Below are 17,747 nucleotides of genomic sequence, written 5' to 3' on the forward strand. Positions count from 1 at the left end.
ATCAGCCGAATGTGGCCGATTTGCCGCGATTCCGCATTGCTTTGGCAGGTTCGGTCGAGAGGCCCGGGACGAGGGGCTCGCCGCGCTCTTATGCGGCGGCAAAGCTTGTCCGGGAGGATGCGCTGACCTAAGGGTTCGCCCGCCGCCACGGTGCCTTCGAACCCCGCTTCCGCCGACAGCTGAGCCAGACGGTCATGGTCACGCCTCCTGATCCATCCGTCCGGAGCCTCGCCGCGGCGCTGCTGCTCGCGGTGATGTGGGGGCTGTCGATCCCGATCACCAAGCTCGGCCTGCTGACCTTGCCGCCGCTGACGCTGACCGCGCTGCGGTTCCTGATCGCCATCCCGCTGATGTTCGTCTTCGTGGCGGGCAAGCAACGCCTGCCGATGCGGGCGCTGCCGCGAGTCGCGGCGCTGGGCCTTCTCGGCATCGGCATCGGCCAGGTCGCGCAGACCTTCGGCGTGGCGGCGACCTCGGCCTCGGTCGGGACGACGATTTCGGCGGCGATCCCGGCCTTCGTCGTCGTCTTCGCCGCGATGCGGCTGAAGCAGTCCGTGTCGCGGCTGCAGGCGCTCGGCATCCTCGCCGCCTTCGTCGGCATCGCACTGGTCGCATCCGGCCGGGGCGAGGCGGCCAGCGCCGCCGCCCAGACCAGCCTCGTGGGCGCCGCCCTCGTGCTGCTCTCGGCGCTGACCATCGCCTTCTAATATGTCTGGAGCGTCGAGCTCAGCGACCAGTACGGCACCGCCACCGTCGCAGCCTGGAGCACCCTGTTCGGCTTCCTCGCGCTCCTGCCCTGGGCGGGCTGGGAGATGGCGCGGGTTCCGATCCAGCTCACCGGGGTCGGCATCGCCTCGGCGGTCTATCTCGGCGTGCTGGTCACCGTGGCCGGCCTGTTCCTGTGGCTGCACCTGCTGCGCACGCTCCCGGCGCGGATCGCGGCGAGCATCCAGTATCTCCAGCCGGTCATCGGCGTCGTGGCGGCGGCGCTGATGTTCGGCGACGCGCTCGGCCCGCTCTTCATCGCCGGCGTCGTCCTCGTTCTCGCCGGCCTGACGTTGACGGTCGCGAACCGGCGGGAGAAGGGAGCATCGGCATCCGGCTAGGCCAGTCTCCGAGCGGCGTCCGTTTCAGGCTTTCGGTTCGCCGCGGCCGGCCCTCGGCCCTTCGGCCAGCGATTTGAACACGCCACGCAAGGTGCGGGCCTCCTGCTCGGTCATGTCCAGCCGGTGCAGGATGTCGCGCAGATTGGCGGTCATGATCGGCTTCTTGCCGGGCGGAAAGAAGCCGCAGCGCTCGAGCTCGCCTTCGAGATAGTCGAACATCGAGAGGACCGTGGCGCGCGTCGCGGGCGGGGAGGGGTTGTTCTCGCGGAAGGCCGGCTCGCCGCCATTGGTCTTCAGCCATTCATAGCCGCAGAGCAGCACCGCCTGCGCCAGGTTGAGCGAGGCGAAGGCGGGGTTGACCGGGAAGGTCAGGATCGCGTCGGCGAAGCTGATCTCCTCATTGGTGAGGCCGATGCGCTCGCGTCCGAACAGGATGCCGACGCGCTCGCCGGCGGTGATGCGCTCGCTGAGGCCCGGCATCGCTTCTGCGGGAGTGAAGACGCGCTTCATCTGGCCGCGTTCGCGCGCCGTCGTCGCCAGCACATGGTTGAGGTCGGCAATCGCCGCGGCGGCATCGGGGAAGAGCCGCGCATTGTCGAGGATATGGGTGGCGCCGGAGGCTGCCGCCGTCGCGCCCTTCTTGAGGCCGCCGCCGCTCGGCCAGCCGTCGCGCGGGGCGACGAGCCGCAGTTCGGTCAGGCCGAAATTCGCCATGGCGCGGGCACACATGCCGATGTTCTCGGCGAGCTGCGGTTCGACGAGGATGACAATGGGGGCTTGTCCCGCGATGGACGGGCGTGTGCGGTCGGTGCCGGAACCGGTCATGTGAAGGCTTTGTCCTGAAAGAGGCCGCAGCCATGCGCCGGCTGTGCGCCCTCCGTCAACCGCTCAGCGATGATCAGGCGCGGCGGCGCTCGCGGGACAGGTCGACGTGCCCGATCTGGCCACCGTCATGCGTCCGGAACGCCGCGACCAGCCCGTTCAACCGCTCGATCTGCTGCGCCAGTGCCGTGGCCGAGGCGGCGCTCTGTTCGGCGAGCGCCGCGTTCGCCTGGGTCATCTCGTCCATATGGGCGATGGTCTGGCTCATCTCGTCGATGCCGCTGGCCTGCTCGGACGAGGCCGAGGAGACCTCGGTGACGGTTGTCGCAACGCGCTGCGAGGCCTCGACGATCTGGCCAAGCACGGCGCCGGCCGAGCGCACCAATTCGACGCCGTCGCCGATCTGGGTGTTCGAGGCCTGAATCAGGCTCGAGATGCTTTTGGCCGCCTCAGCCGAACGCTGGGCGAGGGTGCGTACTTCCGAAGCGACCACGGCGAAGCCTCTGCCAGCGTCACCCGCGCGGGCTGCTTCCACGGCTGCGTTCAGCGCCAGCAGATTGGTCTGGAAAGCGATTTCGTCGATCACCGAGGTGATGTCGGAGATCTGGTGCGAGGCCTTTTCGATCCGGGTCATCGCCTGCACGGCATCGTCGACGATGGCGCCGCCCTTGCGGGCGATGCCGCTGGCCTCATGCGAGAGCCTGGCGGCCTGGCGCGAGGCGTCGGCCGCGGCCTTCACGGAGGCGGCTAGCTCCTCGGTCGTGGCGGCGCTTTCTTCCAGCGAAGAGGCTTGTTCCTCTGTGCGCTTGGAGAGATCGTCAGCGCCGCTGGTGATCTCGCGGCCGGCGGTCGCGACCTCGACGGAGGTCGCCTTGATCGCGTCGACGGTGGCGGCGAGGCGCTCGATCGCGCTGTTGAAGTCCTGTTTCAACGTCTCGTAGTCCTGCGCGACCGCATCCTCGATCCGGACGGTGAGATCGCCTTGCGAGAGACGGGCGAGCGCCTCAGCCAGAAGCGCGACAACCTCGCGCTGCTCGGCGAGCAGCGAGCCTTGTGCGGCGGCGGCCTCCTCGCGTTGCCTGGCGATTGCGAGGTTCTGGCGCTCCGCCTCGGCGCGGCTTTCGCTGGTCTCGGCCTCGAGCCGCCGCACGGCCAGCCCGTTGTCCCTGAACACCTGCACGGCCTGCGCCATCTGGCCGATCTCGTCACGGCGCGACAGGCCGGCGATGGCGACATCGTAATCGCCGGCGGCGAGCTTCAGCATGGCGTCGCGCAGGCGGCGCAGCGGCAGGGCGGTGGTGCGGCCGACGACAAGGGCGGCGATCAGGCCGAGCACCAGCGCGGCCGCGATCGTGCCCAGGATGATCATCTGCGTCCAGCTCTGTGCTTCGGCGAGCCGGGCGCCGGCCTGGGCCTCCTCGCTGGAGAGCCGGGTCTCGAGCTCCTGCAGCGGCGGCGCGATCAGGTCGAACTCGCCGGAGAGTTTCTCGCCGGCGAGCATGAAGTCTTTTTCCGCCTTGCTCCAGACGGGGACGATCTCGGCATAGGCCTTGAAGGCCGGTTCGATCTCGGCCTTGGCCTCGGCGGGAACGCCCGGGCGGCCGAGCGCGCGCTCGAAGCGGCCCTGCTCGACCTCCCATTGCCCGAGCAGGCTCTCGTCAAGGGAGAGACGATAGGCAGCATCGATCCGGCGCAGCGCCGCGAGAATGCCGGGTAGCCGGGCAAGATCGGGCGAATCCGAGCCCATGCTGTTGGAGCGAACCTTCGTGCCAAGCGCATCGGCGGCATCTTCGAGCCGGGCGGCGCGGCCTTCCGGAGCTGGCGCGCGTAAGGCCAGCTGCATCGTGCTGATCGTGGTGAAGTCGGCCTCGATCGCCTTCAGCGGCGCGTCGAGCGCGGCGATGCTGTCGCGCACGCGCTCCGCTCCAGTGGCGCCGCCCAGGCGGCCAACCGCTTGCTTGAGCGATTCGAGGCCGGCCTTGAAGTCGTTGATATCAGTCGTTTCCTGCCGGAAGCGAACATCGCGGCTCAAGGCCTTCAGCGCAAAGCTGCTGGCCCGGACTTCACGCGAGCGGGCCGCGAGGGCGGAATAGGCCTTGTGATCCTCGAAGGCGGCTGTGAGCCGGCCGTTTCCGGTCCAGGACGCCATGCCGATCAGCACGAGGCCGAGGACGAAGACGACGCTGACCAGCGCGATCCGGAGCTGGATCGTCAGGCGGGACGCGGCCGAGCGTGAGCTTGAGGTAGACAACGCCGTGGCCCTCTCACCTGTCGAGATCTGGCGGAAGCCTGCCAAAACAGGCTTAATGTTCCGCTAAACGGAAAACGGGCACGGCGTGAGGCCGTGCCCGCTTGTTTGTCCGCGACAGTCGCGGCGCGACTCAGAACTCTTCCCAGCCGGCATCGTCCGAGCGCGTATTGGCGCGCTTGCGGGCGGGAGACTCGCGGCCGGGCGCCCTCTTCTGCTCGGCAATGGCCGCGGCGAGCTTGCGCAGGCGCTCCGGCTCCGCGCCCTGGCCGGTCGCGATCGCCGCCAGGTCGGAGGTGCGCAAAGGCGGGGGAGCGTAGGGAGCGGCCGGCACCCTGGCGACCGGCGCGAGCTCATCGCCGGTCCTGAAGGCCGCGACCAGCGCATTGAGCTCGGCGATCTTGCCGGCAAGCGCATTGGCCGACGCCGCGCTCTGCTCGGCGAGCGCGGCGTTCGCCTGGGTCATCTCGTCCATATGCGCGACGGTCTGGCTCATCTCCTCGATGCCATTGGCCTGCTCGGTCGATGCGGTCGCGACCTCGGAGATGGTGTTCTGGACGCTGCGGGAAGCTTCGACGATGCGGGTCAGGGCATCGCCGGCCTGGCGGACCAGCTTCACGCCGGCTTCGACCTCGGTGTTCGAGGACGAGATCAGCCCGGAGATGTCCTTGGCCGCCTCGCCCGAGCGCTGGGCGAGGGTGCGGACCTCGGAGGCGACGACCGCAAAGCCCTTGCCTGCGTCGCCGGCACGGGCGGCTTCCACCGCCGCATTGAGCGCGAGCAGGTTGGTCTGGAAGGCGATGCCGTCGATCACCGAGACGATCTCGGAGATCTTCTTCGAGGCATCCTCGATCCGGGCCATGGCGGCGACTGCCTCGCTGGCGATGGCGCCGCCGTCCTGGGCGACCTGCATCGCTTGGCCGGCCTGGCGTACCGCCTGCTGAGAAGCCTGGGCGGACGCCTTGACCGAGGCGGCGAGCTCTTCTGTGGTCGCGGCACTTTCCTCCAGCGAGGAGGCCTGCTCCTCGGTGCGCTTGGAGAGGTCGTCGGCGCCGGTCGAAATCTCGCGGGCCGAGAGGCCGACATCCGAGGCGTTGGCCTGGATCGTCCGCATCGTCGTCGAGAGCCGTTCGGCAGTCTGGTTGATCGCCTCCTGCAAGGCGGCGAAACGGCCGCGATAGCCCGTGGTGACGCGGTGGGTCAGGTCGCCGGCGGCGAGCGACTGCATCGCGTCGGCGAACTCGGTCGTCGCCGCATCGACGACGGCGTTGATCTCGTTGACGCCCTCGACCAGCTCGCGCAGCGGGCCGTCGACATCGCCGGCCTCGGCCTGGCCGGAGAAGTCGCCGGCGCGGGCCGCCGCGACGATTCCGGCGACCTCGCCGACGAGGGCGCGGACCTTGGCGGCCTGCTCGGCGTCGGCCAGCATGGCGACCTCGCGGTCGCGTCGGTTGGTTTCGAGCGCGAGCGCGTTCTGGCGGTAGTCCTCGAGCGCCTCGCTGAGCGTGCCGAGTTCGTCGGGGCAGGGCGGAGCCGGGATCTTCTGGGCGAAGTCACCGGCCTGCATGCCGGCCAGCGCCGTCTGCAATTGCACCAGCGGCCGGGTGATGCGGCGCTGGACGCCGCGCCAGCTCACGACGCAGATGGCGAGCAAAGCGAGGAAGAGGCCGCCGGTGATGGCGAGCCGGGTCCAGGCGCGCGTCAGCGTCGCTTGCGTGACGTTCTCCATCTCGTCGAAGGACTGGCCGACGGCGGCGAGGATGGTGCTGAACGGACCGTTGCACTGCTTGGTCCAGTCCTCGGCGCCGACGACCGGGCTGCTGCCCTGGCCGACGCGCCCGAGCTGCTCGTCCATCAGCCGGTTGGCGGCGGTGACCTCGGCGTTCATCGCGCCGACCTTGCGCACCAGCTCGGGGCTCACCCCCGGGCGCGCCGCGAGCTGGGTCAACTGGGCGACACCGGCATCTGAGGCGCCGCGCATCTCGCCGAGCCGGCGCAGCTGCGCCGGCTCCATCGGCTTGTTGCTGCCGAAGACCGGACGGAGGATCGAGCACTGCGTGCCGTAATTCGAGCGAACCCGCCAGCCGGCCGCCTTGAAGTTCTGCAGGTCGGCGAGCATCGGATCGGCCAGGCGCACCGCCGTCGAGGTCGCGTCCGAGGCTGTGGTCATCGCGGTCTCGATCTCGCCGACGCCGTTGTACCAGGGCATGGTGGCGGCGAGGCTGCGCTGCGGCTTCGGCTTGGCCGCTTCCGCATAGATCTCCGGCAGCTTGGCGGCGGTCGCCTTTTCCTTCTGGTCGATCGCGTCGGCGAGCGCCTTGCGGTCGGAAAGGTCGGTGCTGCGCAGCAGCGCGATGGCACTGGCGAGGGCGTCGCGATTGGCCTGCTCGATCTTCTTCAGCGTCGGCGCGGGATCGTCGGCGACCTGGATCGCGGTCTGGGCCTGGCCGCGATTGGAGCGGATGGTGTTGCCGGCGTTGAGGAGGGCCTCGTCGGCAGCGACCAGCTCGACGAGCCGCCGGCTGGTCAGCACGTCCTCGACGGACTGTTCCGCGAGAAAGGCGAGCGCGCCGAGGCCTGGCACGCACAGGCACGCCATGGTCGCGATGAGGTAGTTTTTGATCGAAGCGGGAAAGAGATTCACGGGCGCTGTCCGGGCTGTTCTGGCGCGGACAGGGAGGAGTCAGCGCTCCGCCCCCGCTCGCGATGTCGGGTCCGGCAGCGTTGCCAGCATACCTTTAAAATTTTGCCTCATTTCGGCCTTTTCGCGGGCTCTGGCCCCAACCCGTCTCGCCCCTCAGCCCTCACCGTGAGGAGCGATCGCAGATCGCGTCTCGAAGGATGCTCCGTTACCAGCTGGAGCATCCTTCGAGACGGCCGCTCACGCCGCCTCCTCAGGATGAGGGCCGAGCGCGGGATATCGTCAGTCGCGCTCAGCGCGCGGCGACACGCGCGACCGCGCGCATCACCCTCAGCATGTTGCCGCCGGCGAGCTTGGCGAGGTTCTCGTCCGACCAGCCGCGGCGGATCAGCTCGGCGATCACGGACGGGAAGGTCGAAGCGTCCTCCAGCCCCTCGGGATTGAGGCCGCCGAAGAAGTCGGAGCCGATGCCGATATGATCGTGGCCGATCCGTCTGGCGAGATATTCGACATGGTCGCAATACTGCGCCAGCGTCGCCTTGGGGCGGGGGCCGGCGGTGCGGGTGATCTCGGCCTCGGCCTTCTTGTAGTCGAACCCCTCCGGCGTCTTGCCGTACTGGTCCTTGGCCGGGCGGTGCCAGTCGCGCGAGGCCTGGCTGATGAAGTCGGGCACGAAGGTCGCCATCACCAGCCCGTCGTTCCCGGCGACCCGGTCGAGCACGTCGTCCGGGACATTGCGCGGGTGATCGCAGAGCGAAAAAGCGTTTGAGTGCGACCAGACCACCGGGGCCGTGCTGATGTCGAGCACGTCGTGCATCACCTTAGGCGCGACATGGGCGAGGTCGACGATCATGCCGAGCCGGTTCATCCGGCCGATCACCTCTTTGCCGAAATCGGTGAGACCGTTGTGGCGCGGCGCATCGGTGGCCGAATCGCACCAGTCATGGGTGTCGTTGTGGCAGAGTGTCATCAGCCGGACGCCGAGGTCCCAATAGGCGTCGAGCGCGTCGAGCTCGTTGTCGAGCGCTGAGCCGTTCTCGATCGTCATGAACAGGGCGATCCGCCCCTCCTTCTTCGCCGCCTCGACGTCGTCGGCCGACAGGCCCGGCCTGAACACGTCGGCATGGTGCTCCCAGATCCGGCGCATCAGCGCGATCTGAGCCAGCGCGAAACCGGCGGGCTTGGGATGGTTCGGCGGGACATAGGCTGCGAAGAACTGTCCCGCGAGCTTGCCGGCCTGCATGCGCGGAATGTCGGTATCGGTCTCGGGGTGCACCTTGCCGAGATCATAGACGCCGAGATCGCCTCTCGCGGTCCGGTCGAGCCGCACGACAAAGGGCAGGTCGTTGTGGCCGTCGATCAGCGGGACTCGGTCGAGCAAGGCGAGCGCCTTGTCGTAGGCGGCATCGGCGAGGGGAGGGGCGGCGAGGACCATGGCGCACCTGGGAAGCGGGGCTGGGGGCGGGATTCGCGAGGAGGAGATCGTGGCAGCGCGCGAGCCCGTGCGCGAGGCCAAATCAGCGTGCCTTGAGCGCGATTGGAGCCACCATTCCGGTATCTCGCGTCCTGGTGGTGCGACATCAGCGACGTGAGCAGCCGATATCGCGGGATCGTGTACTGCATGCCGAGCAATCATCTTGCGCCGAATGCGCGCAGGGCCGCAGCATCGGCTGCCTATTGCATATGCAATGTCGCGCAGATTGCTTTTGACAGAAATGTGGCGCGGGGTGATTGTCGAGCGCGCAGACGGTTGGTAGCTCTGCGCCGAAATCGCATCCCGCATGCGCCGGTGTCATACCGCGCAACAAGAACGGGCAACTGATTCGAGGGGTTAGGCGTCGTTCAATGGAAGTCTTCGTCCAGCAGCTCATCAATGGGCTGACCCTGGGGTCGATCTACGGCCTCATCGCCATCGGCTATACGATGGTCTTCGGCATCATCGGCATGGTGAATTTCGCCCATGGCGACGTGTTCATGCTGTCGGCCTTCATCGCGCTGATCTTCTTCATGCTGATTTCGGCCTGGCTCGGCGCCGGACTAATCGTGCTGTCACTGTTCTTCGTCCTGATCCTGGCGATGTTCTTCACTTCGCTGTGGAACTGGACGATCGAGCGGGTGGCCTACCGGCCGTTGCGCGGTTCGTTCCGACTCGCGCCGCTGATCTCGGCGATCGGCATGTCGATCTTCCTGATGAATTTCGTCCAGGTCGTGCAGGGTCCGCGCAACAAGCCGACGCCGCCGATGCTGAACAAGTCGATCCTGCTGATCGACAGCGCGACCTACCCGGTCTCGATCTCCTACAAGCAGATCGTCATCATCGTGACCACGATCGTGCTGCTCGCCGCCTTCTGGTACCTGGTGCAGAAGACGCCGCTCGGCCGGGCCCAGCGCGCCTGCGAGCAGGATCGCAAGATGGCCTCGCTCCTGGGCATCGACGTCGACCGCACCATCTCGATCACCTTCGTGATGGGCGCGGCGCTCGCGGCGGTCGCCGGCGTGATGTATCTCGTGCTCTACGGCGTGGTCTCCTTCCATGACGGCTTCGTGCCGGGCGTGAAGGCCTTCACTGCGGCTGTGCTCGGCGGCATCGGCTCGCTGCCCGGCGCGGTGCTCGGCGGCTTGCTGATCGGCCTGATCGAGGTGATGTGGTCGGCCTATTTCACCATCGACTACAAGGACGTCGCCGCCTTCTGCATCCTCGCGGTCGTCCTCGTGTTCATGCCCTCCGGCATCCTCGGCCGGCCCGAAGTCGAGAAGGTCTGAGCCCATGGCCATGGACGCATCGACGCCGGCCAAGCGCCAGGCCGACATGACGCGGGCGCTGAAGGAGGCCGCCTTCGCGGCGCTGATCACCTTCGGCCTGTGCATCCCGATCATCGCCTGGGGCACGCGCCAGAACCTCGACAACCAGCTCGTGCTCGATCCGCGCTGGGACGCGGTGGCCTGGGCAGTGGCGATCGTCTTCGTCGGCCGCTTCCTGATGGCGCTGCGCCAGCAGAAGCGCAGCGAGGGCAAGTCGGTCGTCCGGCTCCTGCCGCATGGCACCATCGGCTTCTTCCAGCGCAACTCGAAGTTGTTCTCGCTGTTCGGGCTCGGCTTCCTGCTGACCTTCCCGATCATCGCGATCAACCTCGCGGGCTGGGGCGGGGCGCTGAAGTGGATCGACAATTTCGGCGTCCAGATCCTGATCTATGTGATGCTCGGTTGGGGTCTGAACATCGTCGTCGGCCTCGCCGGCCTGCTCGATCTCGGCTATGTCGCCTTCTATGCGGTCGGCGCCTATTCATACGCGCTGCTGGCCAAGAATTTCGGCCTGTCCTTCTGGATCCTGTTGCCGATGGCCGGCATCCTCGCCGCCTTCTGGGGCATGATCCTCGGCTTCCCGGTGCTGCGCCTGCGCGGCGACTATCTCGCCATCGTCACGCTGGCCTTCGGCGAGATCATCCGCCTCGTCCTGATCAACTGGACGGATTTCTCGAATGGCTATGCCGGCATCTCCGGCATCCCGCGACCGACCTTCTTCGGCATACCGTTCACGGCAGGCGATGACGGCTTCGCGGCGGTATTCGGGCTGGAGTTCTCGCCGCTCTACCGCACGATCTTCCTCTACTACGTCATCCTGATGCTGGCGCTGCTGACCGCCTATGTCAGCCTGCGCCTGCGGCGCCTGCCGGTCGGGCGCGCCTGGGAGGCGCTGCGCGAGGATGAGATCGCCTGCCGTTCGCTCGGCATCAACACCACCAACACCAAGCTGACCGCCTTCTCGATCGGCGCCATGTTCGGCGGCTTCGCAGGCTCGTTCTTCGCGGCGCGGCAGGGTTTCATCTCGCCTGAATCCTTCGTCTTCATGGAATCGGCGATCATCCTCGCCATCGTCGTGCTCGGCGGCATGGGCTCGCTCTGGGGTTGCGCCATCGCCGCGATCGCGATGATCGGCGGCACCGAGCTCTTGCGTGAACTCGACTGGCTGAAGCAGATCTTCGGGCCCGATTTCGACCCGACCAAGTATCGCATGCTGATCTTCGGCTTCGCCATGGTGGTGATCATGATCTGGAAGCCGCGCGGGCTGATCTCGACCCGAGAACCCACGGCGTTCCTCAAGGAGAAGAAAGCGATCTCGGCCGACATGGTCCAGGAGGGGCACGGCTGATGACGACCAAACCGCTTCTCCAGGTCGAGCATGTCACCATGCGCTTCGGCGGCCTGACCGCCGTCAACGACCTCTCCTTCGAGGCCCGCAAGGGCGACATCACCGCGCTGATCGGCCCGAACGGGGCCGGCAAGACCACGGTGTTCAACTGCATCACCGGCTTCTACAAGCCGACCGAAGGCATGATGACGCTGACGCAGGAGAATCCAGATGGTTCTTCGGGAGACAGCTACCTGCTCGAGCGCATGCCCGACTTCCGGATCGCCTGGAAGGCCAAGGTCGCCCGCACCTTCCAGAATATCCGCCTCTTCGGCGGCATGACGGTGCTGGAGAACCTCCTGGTCGCGCAGCACAACCCGCTGATGATCGCCTCGGGCTTCACCTTCCTCGGCGTGCTCGGCATCGGCGGCTACAAGGCGCGCGAGAAGGAGGCGATCGAGAAGGCCAAGTTCTGGCTCGAGAAGATCAACCTGGTTCATCGCGCCGACGATCCCGCCGCGGACCTGCCCTATGGCGACCAACGCCGCCTGGAGATCGCGCGCGCCATGTGCACCGACCCGGTGCTGCTCTGCCTCGACGAGCCAGCCGCGGGCCTCAACCCGCGCGAAAGCCTCGACCTCAACAATCTCCTGCTGTCGATCCGCAAGGACCACGGCACGGCGCTCCTGCTGATCGAACATGACATGTCGGTGGTGATGGAAATCTCTGATCATGTCGTGGTGCTTGACTACGGCACCAAGATCGCGGACGGCACGCCGGCCGAAGTCCAGGCCGATCCGAAGGTGATCGCGGCCTATCTCGGCGTCGACGACGAAGAGGTCGAAGCGGTGGAAGCGGAGGTCGGCCTATGAGCGAGGCTCAACCGCTCCTCTCGGTCCGCGGCGTCAAGACCTATTACGGCAAGATCATCGCGCTGAAGGGCGTCGATGTCGACGTCCGCCAGGGCGAGATCGTGACCATGATCGGCGCCAACGGTGCCGGCAAATCGACGCTGATGATGACGATCTTCGGCGCGCCGCAGGCCCGCGAAGGCTCGATCACCTATGAAGGGCGCGACATCACCAAGATGCCGAGCCACGAGATCGCGCGCCTCGGCATCGCGCAGTCGCCGGAAGGGCGGCGCATCTTCCCGCGCATGACGGTATTCGAGAATCTGCAGATGGGCGCAGCCGTTGCCGGCATGCAGCATTTCGACGAGGACCTCGAGACAATCTGCACGCTGTTCCCGCGCGTGAAGGAGCGCCTGCAGCAGCGCGGCGGCACGCTTTCGGGCGGCGAGCAGCAGATGGTGGCGATCGCGCGCGCCCTGATGGCACGGCCGAAGCTCCTGATGCTCGACGAGCCTTCGCTCGGTCTCGCGCCGCTGATCGTCAAGCAGATCTTCGAGGCGATCAAGGAACTCAACCGCAGCCAGGGCTTGACCGTGTTCCTGGTCGAGCAGAACGCTTTCCATGCGCTCAAGCTCGCCCATCGTGGCTATGTCATGGTCAACGGCGTGATCACCATGAGCGGCAGCGGCAAGGAGCTGCTCGCCAATCCGCAGGTGAGGGCGGCCTATCTCGAAGGCGGGCGGCATTGAGCGCCGCGAGCTTTTAACGGAGCACGCTGATGCAGGGCATTCTCTATGAGGAGCCGACCGTCTGGCTCTTTCTCCTCGTCACGGTGGTGATGGGCGGCTGGGCCGCCTGGATGGCGGGGCGGGCGGTGGCGATCACCTGGCGGCCGCCGATTCAGCTCGTCTTCTATACGTTGATCCTCGGGCTGGTGATCCGCTTCATCCACTTCGCCCTGTTCGAGGCGACGCTGCTGTCGCCGCACTATTACATCGTCGACACGCTGGTGCTCTTCGCCTTCAGTTTCGCCGGCTGGCGCTACAACCGGGCGCGGCAGATGACGACGCAATATCGCTGGCTCTACGAGCGCACCGGACCCTTCAGCTGGAGGGCTCGGGAGAGCTCCTGAGACAGCGCGAACACCACCAAAGTTCACCGGGCTTGCCGCGTGACAGCACCTCGAAAAAGCGCAAGACTGCGTTTTCCGGTGGCACCACGCGCCGAGACGGGACGGCACGTCCGCCCCGTAAAATTCTCACAGGGGAGTCACAACGCATGAAGAAGCTGCTCTTGGGCGGAATTGCCCTTGGCGCGGTCCTCGCCTTTTCGGGCGTCGCGAACGCACAGATCAAGCTCGGCGTCGGCGGCCCGATCACGGGTCCGAATGCGGCGTTCGGGGCGCAGTTGAAGAACGGGGCGGAACAGGCTGCTGAAGACATCAACGCGGCCGGCGGTATCCTTGGCCAGAAGATCCAGGTCGTCCTCGGCGACGACGTCTCGGATCCGAAGCAGGGCGTCTCGGTCGCCAACAAGTTCGTCGGCGACGGCGTCAAGCTGGTGCTCGGCCACTTCAACTCCGGCGTCACCATGCCGGCGTCGGAAGTCTATGCCGAGAACGGCATCCTGATGATCAGCCCCTCGGCGACCAATCCGAAGATCACCGAGCGCGGGCTGTGGAACGTATTCCGCACCTGCGGCCGTGACGATCAGCAGGGCTCGGTTGCGGCGGAGTACATCGCCAAGAACCTCAAAGGCAAGAAGATCGCCATCGTCCACGACAAGACGACCTATGGCCAGGGCCTCGCCGACGAGACCCGCAAGGGCCTGACCAAGGCCGGCGTCAAGGACGTGCTCTATGAAGGCGTCAACGCCGGCGAGAAGGACTTCTCGGCGCTGATCTCGAAGCTGAAGTCGACGGGCGCCGACTACCTCTACTGGGGTGGCCTGCACACCGAAGGCGGCCTGATCGTGCGCCAGATGCGCGACCAGGGCCTGAAGACCGTGATGATCTCCGGCGACGGCATCACCACCGACGAGTTCGCCACGATCGGCGGCCCCGGCGTCGAAGGCACGCTGATGACCTTCCCGCCGGATCCGCAGAAGCGTCCGGAAGCCGCCGCGGTCCTGAAGAAGTTCGAGGCCCGCAAGTTCAAGCCGGAAGCCTACACGCTCTACAGCTACGCCGCGGTCCAGATCATGGCCGAAGGCGCCAAGCGCGCGAACTCGGTCGATCCCAAGAAGATCGCCGCGGCGCTGCATGGCGGCCAGCCGGTCGACACGGTCATCGGCAAGATCGGCTTCGACAAGAAGGGCGACATCACCCGTCCGGACTACACGGTCTACACCTGGAAGAAGGGGGCCGACGGCAAGATCGGCTATGTCGAAAACTGATCGTCTCTGATCGCCGAAAGGCATGAGACAGAGCCCGCTCCGGAGCGATCCGGGGCGGGTTTTTCTTTGTCGGTGCGTCTTGACCGAGTGCGGTCGCGAGCCCTTGCGGTCATGAAACACAAGGCGCGTTGTCGGGAGGCGCGATCGCCGTTCGTCCTCGAAGGGCAGAGCGCGCAAGCCAGCAGGAGCCACCGATGACCGCCACCATCACCGCCTTCGAACGTTCGCCCGATCGCGGCAATGGCCTGGCGCGCGACATGCGCCTTCGCTGGGCGTTCGAGGAAGTAGGCCAGCCCTATGATGTTCGCCTCATGTCGTTCAAGGCGATGAAGCAGCCGGCGCATCTTGCGATTCAGCCCTTCGGGCAGATCCCGACCTATGAGGACGGCGACATTGCCCTGTTCGAATCCGGAGCGATCGTGTTCCATATCGCTGAGCGCCATAAGGGCCTGCTGCCGGACGAGGCGAATGCCCGGGCGCGCGCGATCATGTGGATGTTCGCCGCCCTCAACACGCTGGAACCGCCGATTTTCGACCGCAGCCTCGTCAGGATTCTGGAGCGCGACAAGCCCTGGTATGAGGAGCGCCTTGCAGCTCTCGGCGAGATCATCGGCAAACGGCTCGACGGTCTCTCCAGTCATCTCGGCGCTGCCGACTGGCTCGACCGTACGTTCAGCGCAGGAGACCTGCTGATGGTCACCGTGCTGCGTCGCTTGCAAGGTTCAGGCATGCTGGAAGAGCGGCCGAACCTCGCCGCCTACATCGCCCGCGCCGAAGCGCGGCCGGCGTACCAGCGCGCCTTCGCGGCTCAATTGGCGGTGTTCACCGCGGCGGCGGGCTGACCGAATCTGCTCGCCGGAAGCGCCCCTCTCACGCCGCCGTCAGGCCCTTCATGAACCCGGCGAAGCGCAGCAGCCCGTCAGGCCAGGGGCCATGGCCGGATTCGGTGTTGAGATGGCCGCTGTCGCCGGCGTCGACGAATTCCGAGCCCCAGGCCTGCGCCAGGGCCTTGGCCTCGTCCTGCGTGCAATAGGGGTCGGTCGCGCTGGCGATCAGTACCGAGCGGAAGGGCAGGGGTTTTTGCGGGATCGCGGCGAAGTCGTCGGCCATGCCGGGGATGGCGCGCTTGGCCCGCTCGGAGGCCGGCGCGACCAGGAAGGCGCCGGTGACCTCATGCGGCTTCAGATGCTCGGCCGCATGCGCGACGGCGCTGCAGCCGGCCGAATGGGCGACGATGACGACCGGCCTGGTCGCGGCGCGCACGGCGGCGACGATGCGGCCGGCCCAGCCGTCGCGGGTCGGCTTGTACCAGTCCTCCTGCTCGACGCGGCGGGCCGTCGGCAGCTTGGCTTCCCAGCGGCTCTGCCAATGGTCGGGGCCGGAGCCCGACCAGCCGGGGACGATCAGGATGTCGGTGTCGGAGGTTTTCATGGGATCAAAGCACTATGAGGCCTTCGGCGCGGGCGGCTGCCGCCAGTTTTCGATCGACCGTCGCAAGCGGCGCTGACCGGTCCAGCGCAAGCTGGAGATAACAGGCATCGTAGCTCGTCAACTCATGCCGGGCGGCGAGTGGGCGGATGTCAGCGGCAACCCGGTCAAGTCCGAAATGACAGGTCTCGACCGGGATGCTGGCGATGGCGTGCCAGACGGCATCGCCATCTGCAGCCGAGAGGATTGCGCGGCGGCGCTTCGTCAACAGGACGTTCGCGACTTCGATCGGCCAAAGCCCCGGAACGTATCCGCCTCCGCCGAAATAAGGCGCGAGCTTCGTCAGCGCAGTTTGGTCCTGTTCGTCTGGCGAGAGGGCGGCGATGACGATCGAGGCGTCGATGACCGCCATCAGCGGCGGCCCTCATCTCTGGCCGACAGGATATCGTCGACCGAAAACGAGACCCCCTTGGCGCGCAGCATCTCGCGAACACGCAGAAACTCGGCCATGACCTCCGCCGCCTTGGCCTTCCGCGCCGCTGCGGCATCGCCGGGCGCTGCGTGCATGTGCGCCACCACCTTGCCATGGCGCGTGATCACGACCTCTTCGCCCCGCTCGACCCGGTCGAGCAGTTCGGAGAACTTGGTCTTGGCTTCAAAGGCGCCGACGGTGATCATGCGCTAAATCTAAACTGGTCAACCAGTCGGTTCAAGCCTCTCCGAACACCCGGCGGAAGATCGTGTCGACGTGCTTGAAGTGATAGCCCTCGTCGAACATCGCCTCGAGCTCGGCCACCGAGAGCTTCGCCGTGACGTCCTTGTCGGCCTTGAGGTTGGTGAGGAAGTCTTCGCCATGCTCCCAGGTGCGCATCGCGTTGCGCTGGACCATGGAATAGCTGTCCTCGCGGCTGGCGCCGGCCTGGGTCAAGGCGAGCAGGACGCGCTGCGAATTGTGCAGGCCACCGAGCTTGTCGAGGTTCTTGCGCATGTTCTGCGGATAGATCAGCAGCTTGTCGACGACGCCGGTGAGACGGGCCAGCGCGAAGTCGAGCGTCACCGTCGCGTCGGGGCCGATCATGCGCTCGACCGAGGAGTGCGAGATGTCGCGCTCGTGCCAGAGCGCGACGTTTTCCAGCGCAGGCGTCACCATGCCGCGCACCAGCCGGGCGAGGCCGGTCAGGTTCTCGGTCAGGACGGGATTGCGCTTGTGCGGCATCGCCGAGGAGCCCTTCTGGCCAGGCGAGAAATATTCCTCCGCCTCATAGACCTCGGTGCGCTGGAGATGGCGGATCTCGGTGGCGAGGCGCTCGACCGAGGAGGCGACGACGCCGAGCGTGGCGAAGAACATGGCGTGGCGGTCGCGCGGGATGACCTGGGTCGAGACCGGCTCGGGCGTCAGGCCCATCTTCTGCGCGACATATTCCTCCACCAGCGGGTCGATATTGGCGAAGGTGCCGACGGCGCCCGAGATGGCGCACGTCGCGATCTCGGCGCGCGCCGCGACGAGCCGGGCGCGGCAGCGGTCGAACTCGGCATAGGCCTGGGCGAGCTTCAGGCCGAAGGTGACCGGCTCGGCATGGATGCCGTGCGAGCGGCCGATGGTCGGGGTCAGCTTGTGCTCGAAGGCGCGGCGCTTGATGGCGGCGAGCAGGGCGTCGACATCGGCGATCAGGAGGTCGGCGGCGCGGGCGAGCTGCACGGCCAGCGTGGTGTCGAGCACGTCCGAGGAGGTCATGCCCTGGTGGACGAAGCGCGCCTCGGGGCCGACGATCTCGGCGAGATGGGTCAGGAAAGCGATGACGTCATGCTTGGTGACGCGCTCGATCTCGTCGATGCGGGCGACGTCGAAGGTGGCGTCCTTGGCCTTGGCCCAGATGGTTGCGGCCGCTTCCTTCGGCACGACGCCGAGCTCGGCGAGCTTGTCGGTGGCGTGCGCCTCGATCTCGAACCAGATGCGGAAGCGCGTCTGCGGCTCCCAGATCGCGACCATCTCGGGGCGGGAGTAGCGGGGGATCATAGCGGGCTCGCGGCGTGACGATGAAAGGCTCGCCGGCTCGCTAGCACGGACGGGCCGCTGACGGAATGCCGGAGGGCTGCTGCTGACAGCTTCGGGCCCTGCCTCTGCCTA

Annotated in this window: 16 protein-coding genes and 1 pseudogene; 9 read left to right on the top strand and 8 right to left on the bottom strand. The window is 66.9% G+C overall.

Annotation, left to right across the window (positions count from 1 at the left end; translation table 11 throughout):
• Positions 1–194: 194 nt before the first annotated feature.
• Entirely contained in the window at positions 195–707 is a 513-nt protein-coding gene (locus BMZ69_RS32480; RefSeq protein ID WP_348272496.1) for a DMT family transporter, read from the top strand.
• Between the two features lie 18 nt (positions 708–725).
• Positions 726–1,106 (top strand): annotated as a pseudogene (locus BMZ69_RS32485) (DMT family transporter); the annotation flags it as partial.
• Between the two features lie 24 nt (positions 1,107–1,130).
• On the opposite strand, the gene BMZ69_RS25160 reads toward BMZ69_RS32485, so the two are convergent.
• The 4 genes from BMZ69_RS25160 to BMZ69_RS25175 all read right to left on the bottom strand — a co-directional run bounded on the left by BMZ69_RS25160 (position 1,131) and on the right by BMZ69_RS25175 (position 8,252).
• Positions 1,131–1,931 carry an RNA methyltransferase gene (locus BMZ69_RS25160; RefSeq protein WP_092162022.1) on the bottom strand — a complete coding sequence of 267 codons (801 nt, stop codon included), beginning with the start codon at positions 1,929–1,931 and terminating at the stop codon, positions 1,131–1,133.
• A gap of 73 nt (positions 1,932–2,004) precedes the next feature.
• Positions 2,005–4,179 carry a methyl-accepting chemotaxis protein gene (locus BMZ69_RS25165; protein ID WP_139219194.1) on the bottom strand — a complete coding sequence of 725 codons (2,175 nt, stop codon included), beginning with the start codon at positions 4,177–4,179 and terminating at the stop codon, positions 2,005–2,007.
• Positions 4,180–4,309: 130 nt separating this feature from the next.
• The gene (locus BMZ69_RS25170) at positions 4,310–6,820 is read right to left on the bottom strand and encodes a methyl-accepting chemotaxis protein (protein WP_092162039.1); all 2,511 of its coding nucleotides are present in this window, start codon (positions 6,818–6,820) and stop codon (positions 4,310–4,312) included.
• A gap of 289 nt (positions 6,821–7,109) precedes the next feature.
• Entirely contained in the window at positions 7,110–8,252 is a 1,143-nt protein-coding gene (locus BMZ69_RS25175; protein WP_175506964.1) for a dipeptidase, read from the bottom strand.
• Positions 8,253–8,662: 410 nt separating this feature from the next.
• On the opposite strand from BMZ69_RS25175, the gene BMZ69_RS25180 reads away from it, so the two are divergent.
• The 7 genes from BMZ69_RS25180 to BMZ69_RS25210 all read left to right on the top strand — a co-directional run bounded on the left by BMZ69_RS25180 (position 8,663) and on the right by BMZ69_RS25210 (position 15,033).
• Positions 8,663–9,580 carry a branched-chain amino acid ABC transporter permease gene (locus tag BMZ69_RS25180; RefSeq protein WP_092162041.1) on the top strand — a complete coding sequence of 306 codons (918 nt, stop codon included), beginning with the start codon at positions 8,663–8,665 and terminating at the stop codon, positions 9,578–9,580.
• 4 nt (positions 9,581–9,584) lie between these two features.
• Positions 9,585–10,967, top strand: coding sequence for a high-affinity branched-chain amino acid ABC transporter permease LivM (gene livM, locus BMZ69_RS25185; RefSeq protein WP_092162042.1), 1,383 nt, complete (start codon positions 9,585–9,587; stop codon positions 10,965–10,967).
• Entirely contained in the window at positions 10,967–11,818 is an 852-nt protein-coding gene (locus tag BMZ69_RS25190; protein ID WP_092162043.1) for an ABC transporter ATP-binding protein, read from the top strand. The genes livM and BMZ69_RS25190 overlap by 1 nt, the downstream gene beginning before the upstream one ends.
• Entirely contained in the window at positions 11,815–12,546 is a 732-nt protein-coding gene (locus tag BMZ69_RS25195; protein ID WP_092162044.1) for an ABC transporter ATP-binding protein, read from the top strand. Before BMZ69_RS25190 ends, BMZ69_RS25195 begins: the two co-directional genes overlap by 4 nt.
• Before the next feature lie 29 nt (positions 12,547–12,575).
• A complete protein-coding gene (locus tag BMZ69_RS25200; protein WP_092162045.1) occupies positions 12,576–12,929 on the top strand; it encodes a DUF6867 family protein in 354 nt (117 codons plus the stop codon).
• A 146-nt stretch (positions 12,930–13,075) separates the two neighbouring features.
• Positions 13,076–14,191, top strand: a complete 1,116-nt coding sequence (locus BMZ69_RS25205; RefSeq protein ID WP_092162046.1) for a branched-chain amino acid ABC transporter substrate-binding protein — start codon at positions 13,076–13,078, stop codon at positions 14,189–14,191.
• 194 nt (positions 14,192–14,385) lie between these two features.
• Positions 14,386–15,033 carry a glutathione S-transferase family protein gene (locus BMZ69_RS25210; protein WP_092162047.1) on the top strand — a complete coding sequence of 216 codons (648 nt, stop codon included), beginning with the start codon at positions 14,386–14,388 and terminating at the stop codon, positions 15,031–15,033.
• A 28-nt stretch (positions 15,034–15,061) separates the two neighbouring features.
• Here BMZ69_RS25210 and BMZ69_RS25215 read toward each other — a convergent pair whose 3' ends face one another.
• Genes BMZ69_RS25215 through purB form a run of 4 tightly spaced genes read right to left on the bottom strand, consistent with a single transcriptional unit; the run spans position 15,062 to position 17,636 of the window.
• Complete coding sequence (locus BMZ69_RS25215) at positions 15,062–15,622, bottom strand: RBBP9/YdeN family alpha/beta hydrolase (RefSeq protein WP_092162048.1); 561 nt, start codon at positions 15,620–15,622, stop codon at positions 15,062–15,064.
• Between the two features lie 4 nt (positions 15,623–15,626).
• Positions 15,627–16,031, bottom strand: a complete 405-nt coding sequence (locus BMZ69_RS25220; RefSeq protein WP_092162049.1) for a type II toxin-antitoxin system VapC family toxin — start codon at positions 16,029–16,031, stop codon at positions 15,627–15,629.
• Positions 16,031–16,297, bottom strand: coding sequence for a type II toxin-antitoxin system Phd/YefM family antitoxin (locus tag BMZ69_RS25225; protein WP_092162050.1), 267 nt, complete (start codon positions 16,295–16,297; stop codon positions 16,031–16,033). Before BMZ69_RS25225 ends, BMZ69_RS25220 begins: the two co-directional genes overlap by 1 nt.
• 31 nt (positions 16,298–16,328) lie before the next feature.
• On the bottom strand, positions 16,329–17,636 hold the full coding sequence (purB, locus tag BMZ69_RS25230) for an adenylosuccinate lyase (protein WP_092162052.1): 1,308 nt from the start codon (positions 17,634–17,636) through the stop codon (positions 16,329–16,331).
• Positions 17,637–17,747: the final 111 nt, after the last annotated feature.

This window comes from Allobosea sp. CRIB-10 (assembly GCF_900112185.1).
Taxonomy (GTDB): Bacteria; Pseudomonadota; Alphaproteobacteria; order Rhizobiales; family Beijerinckiaceae; genus Allobosea.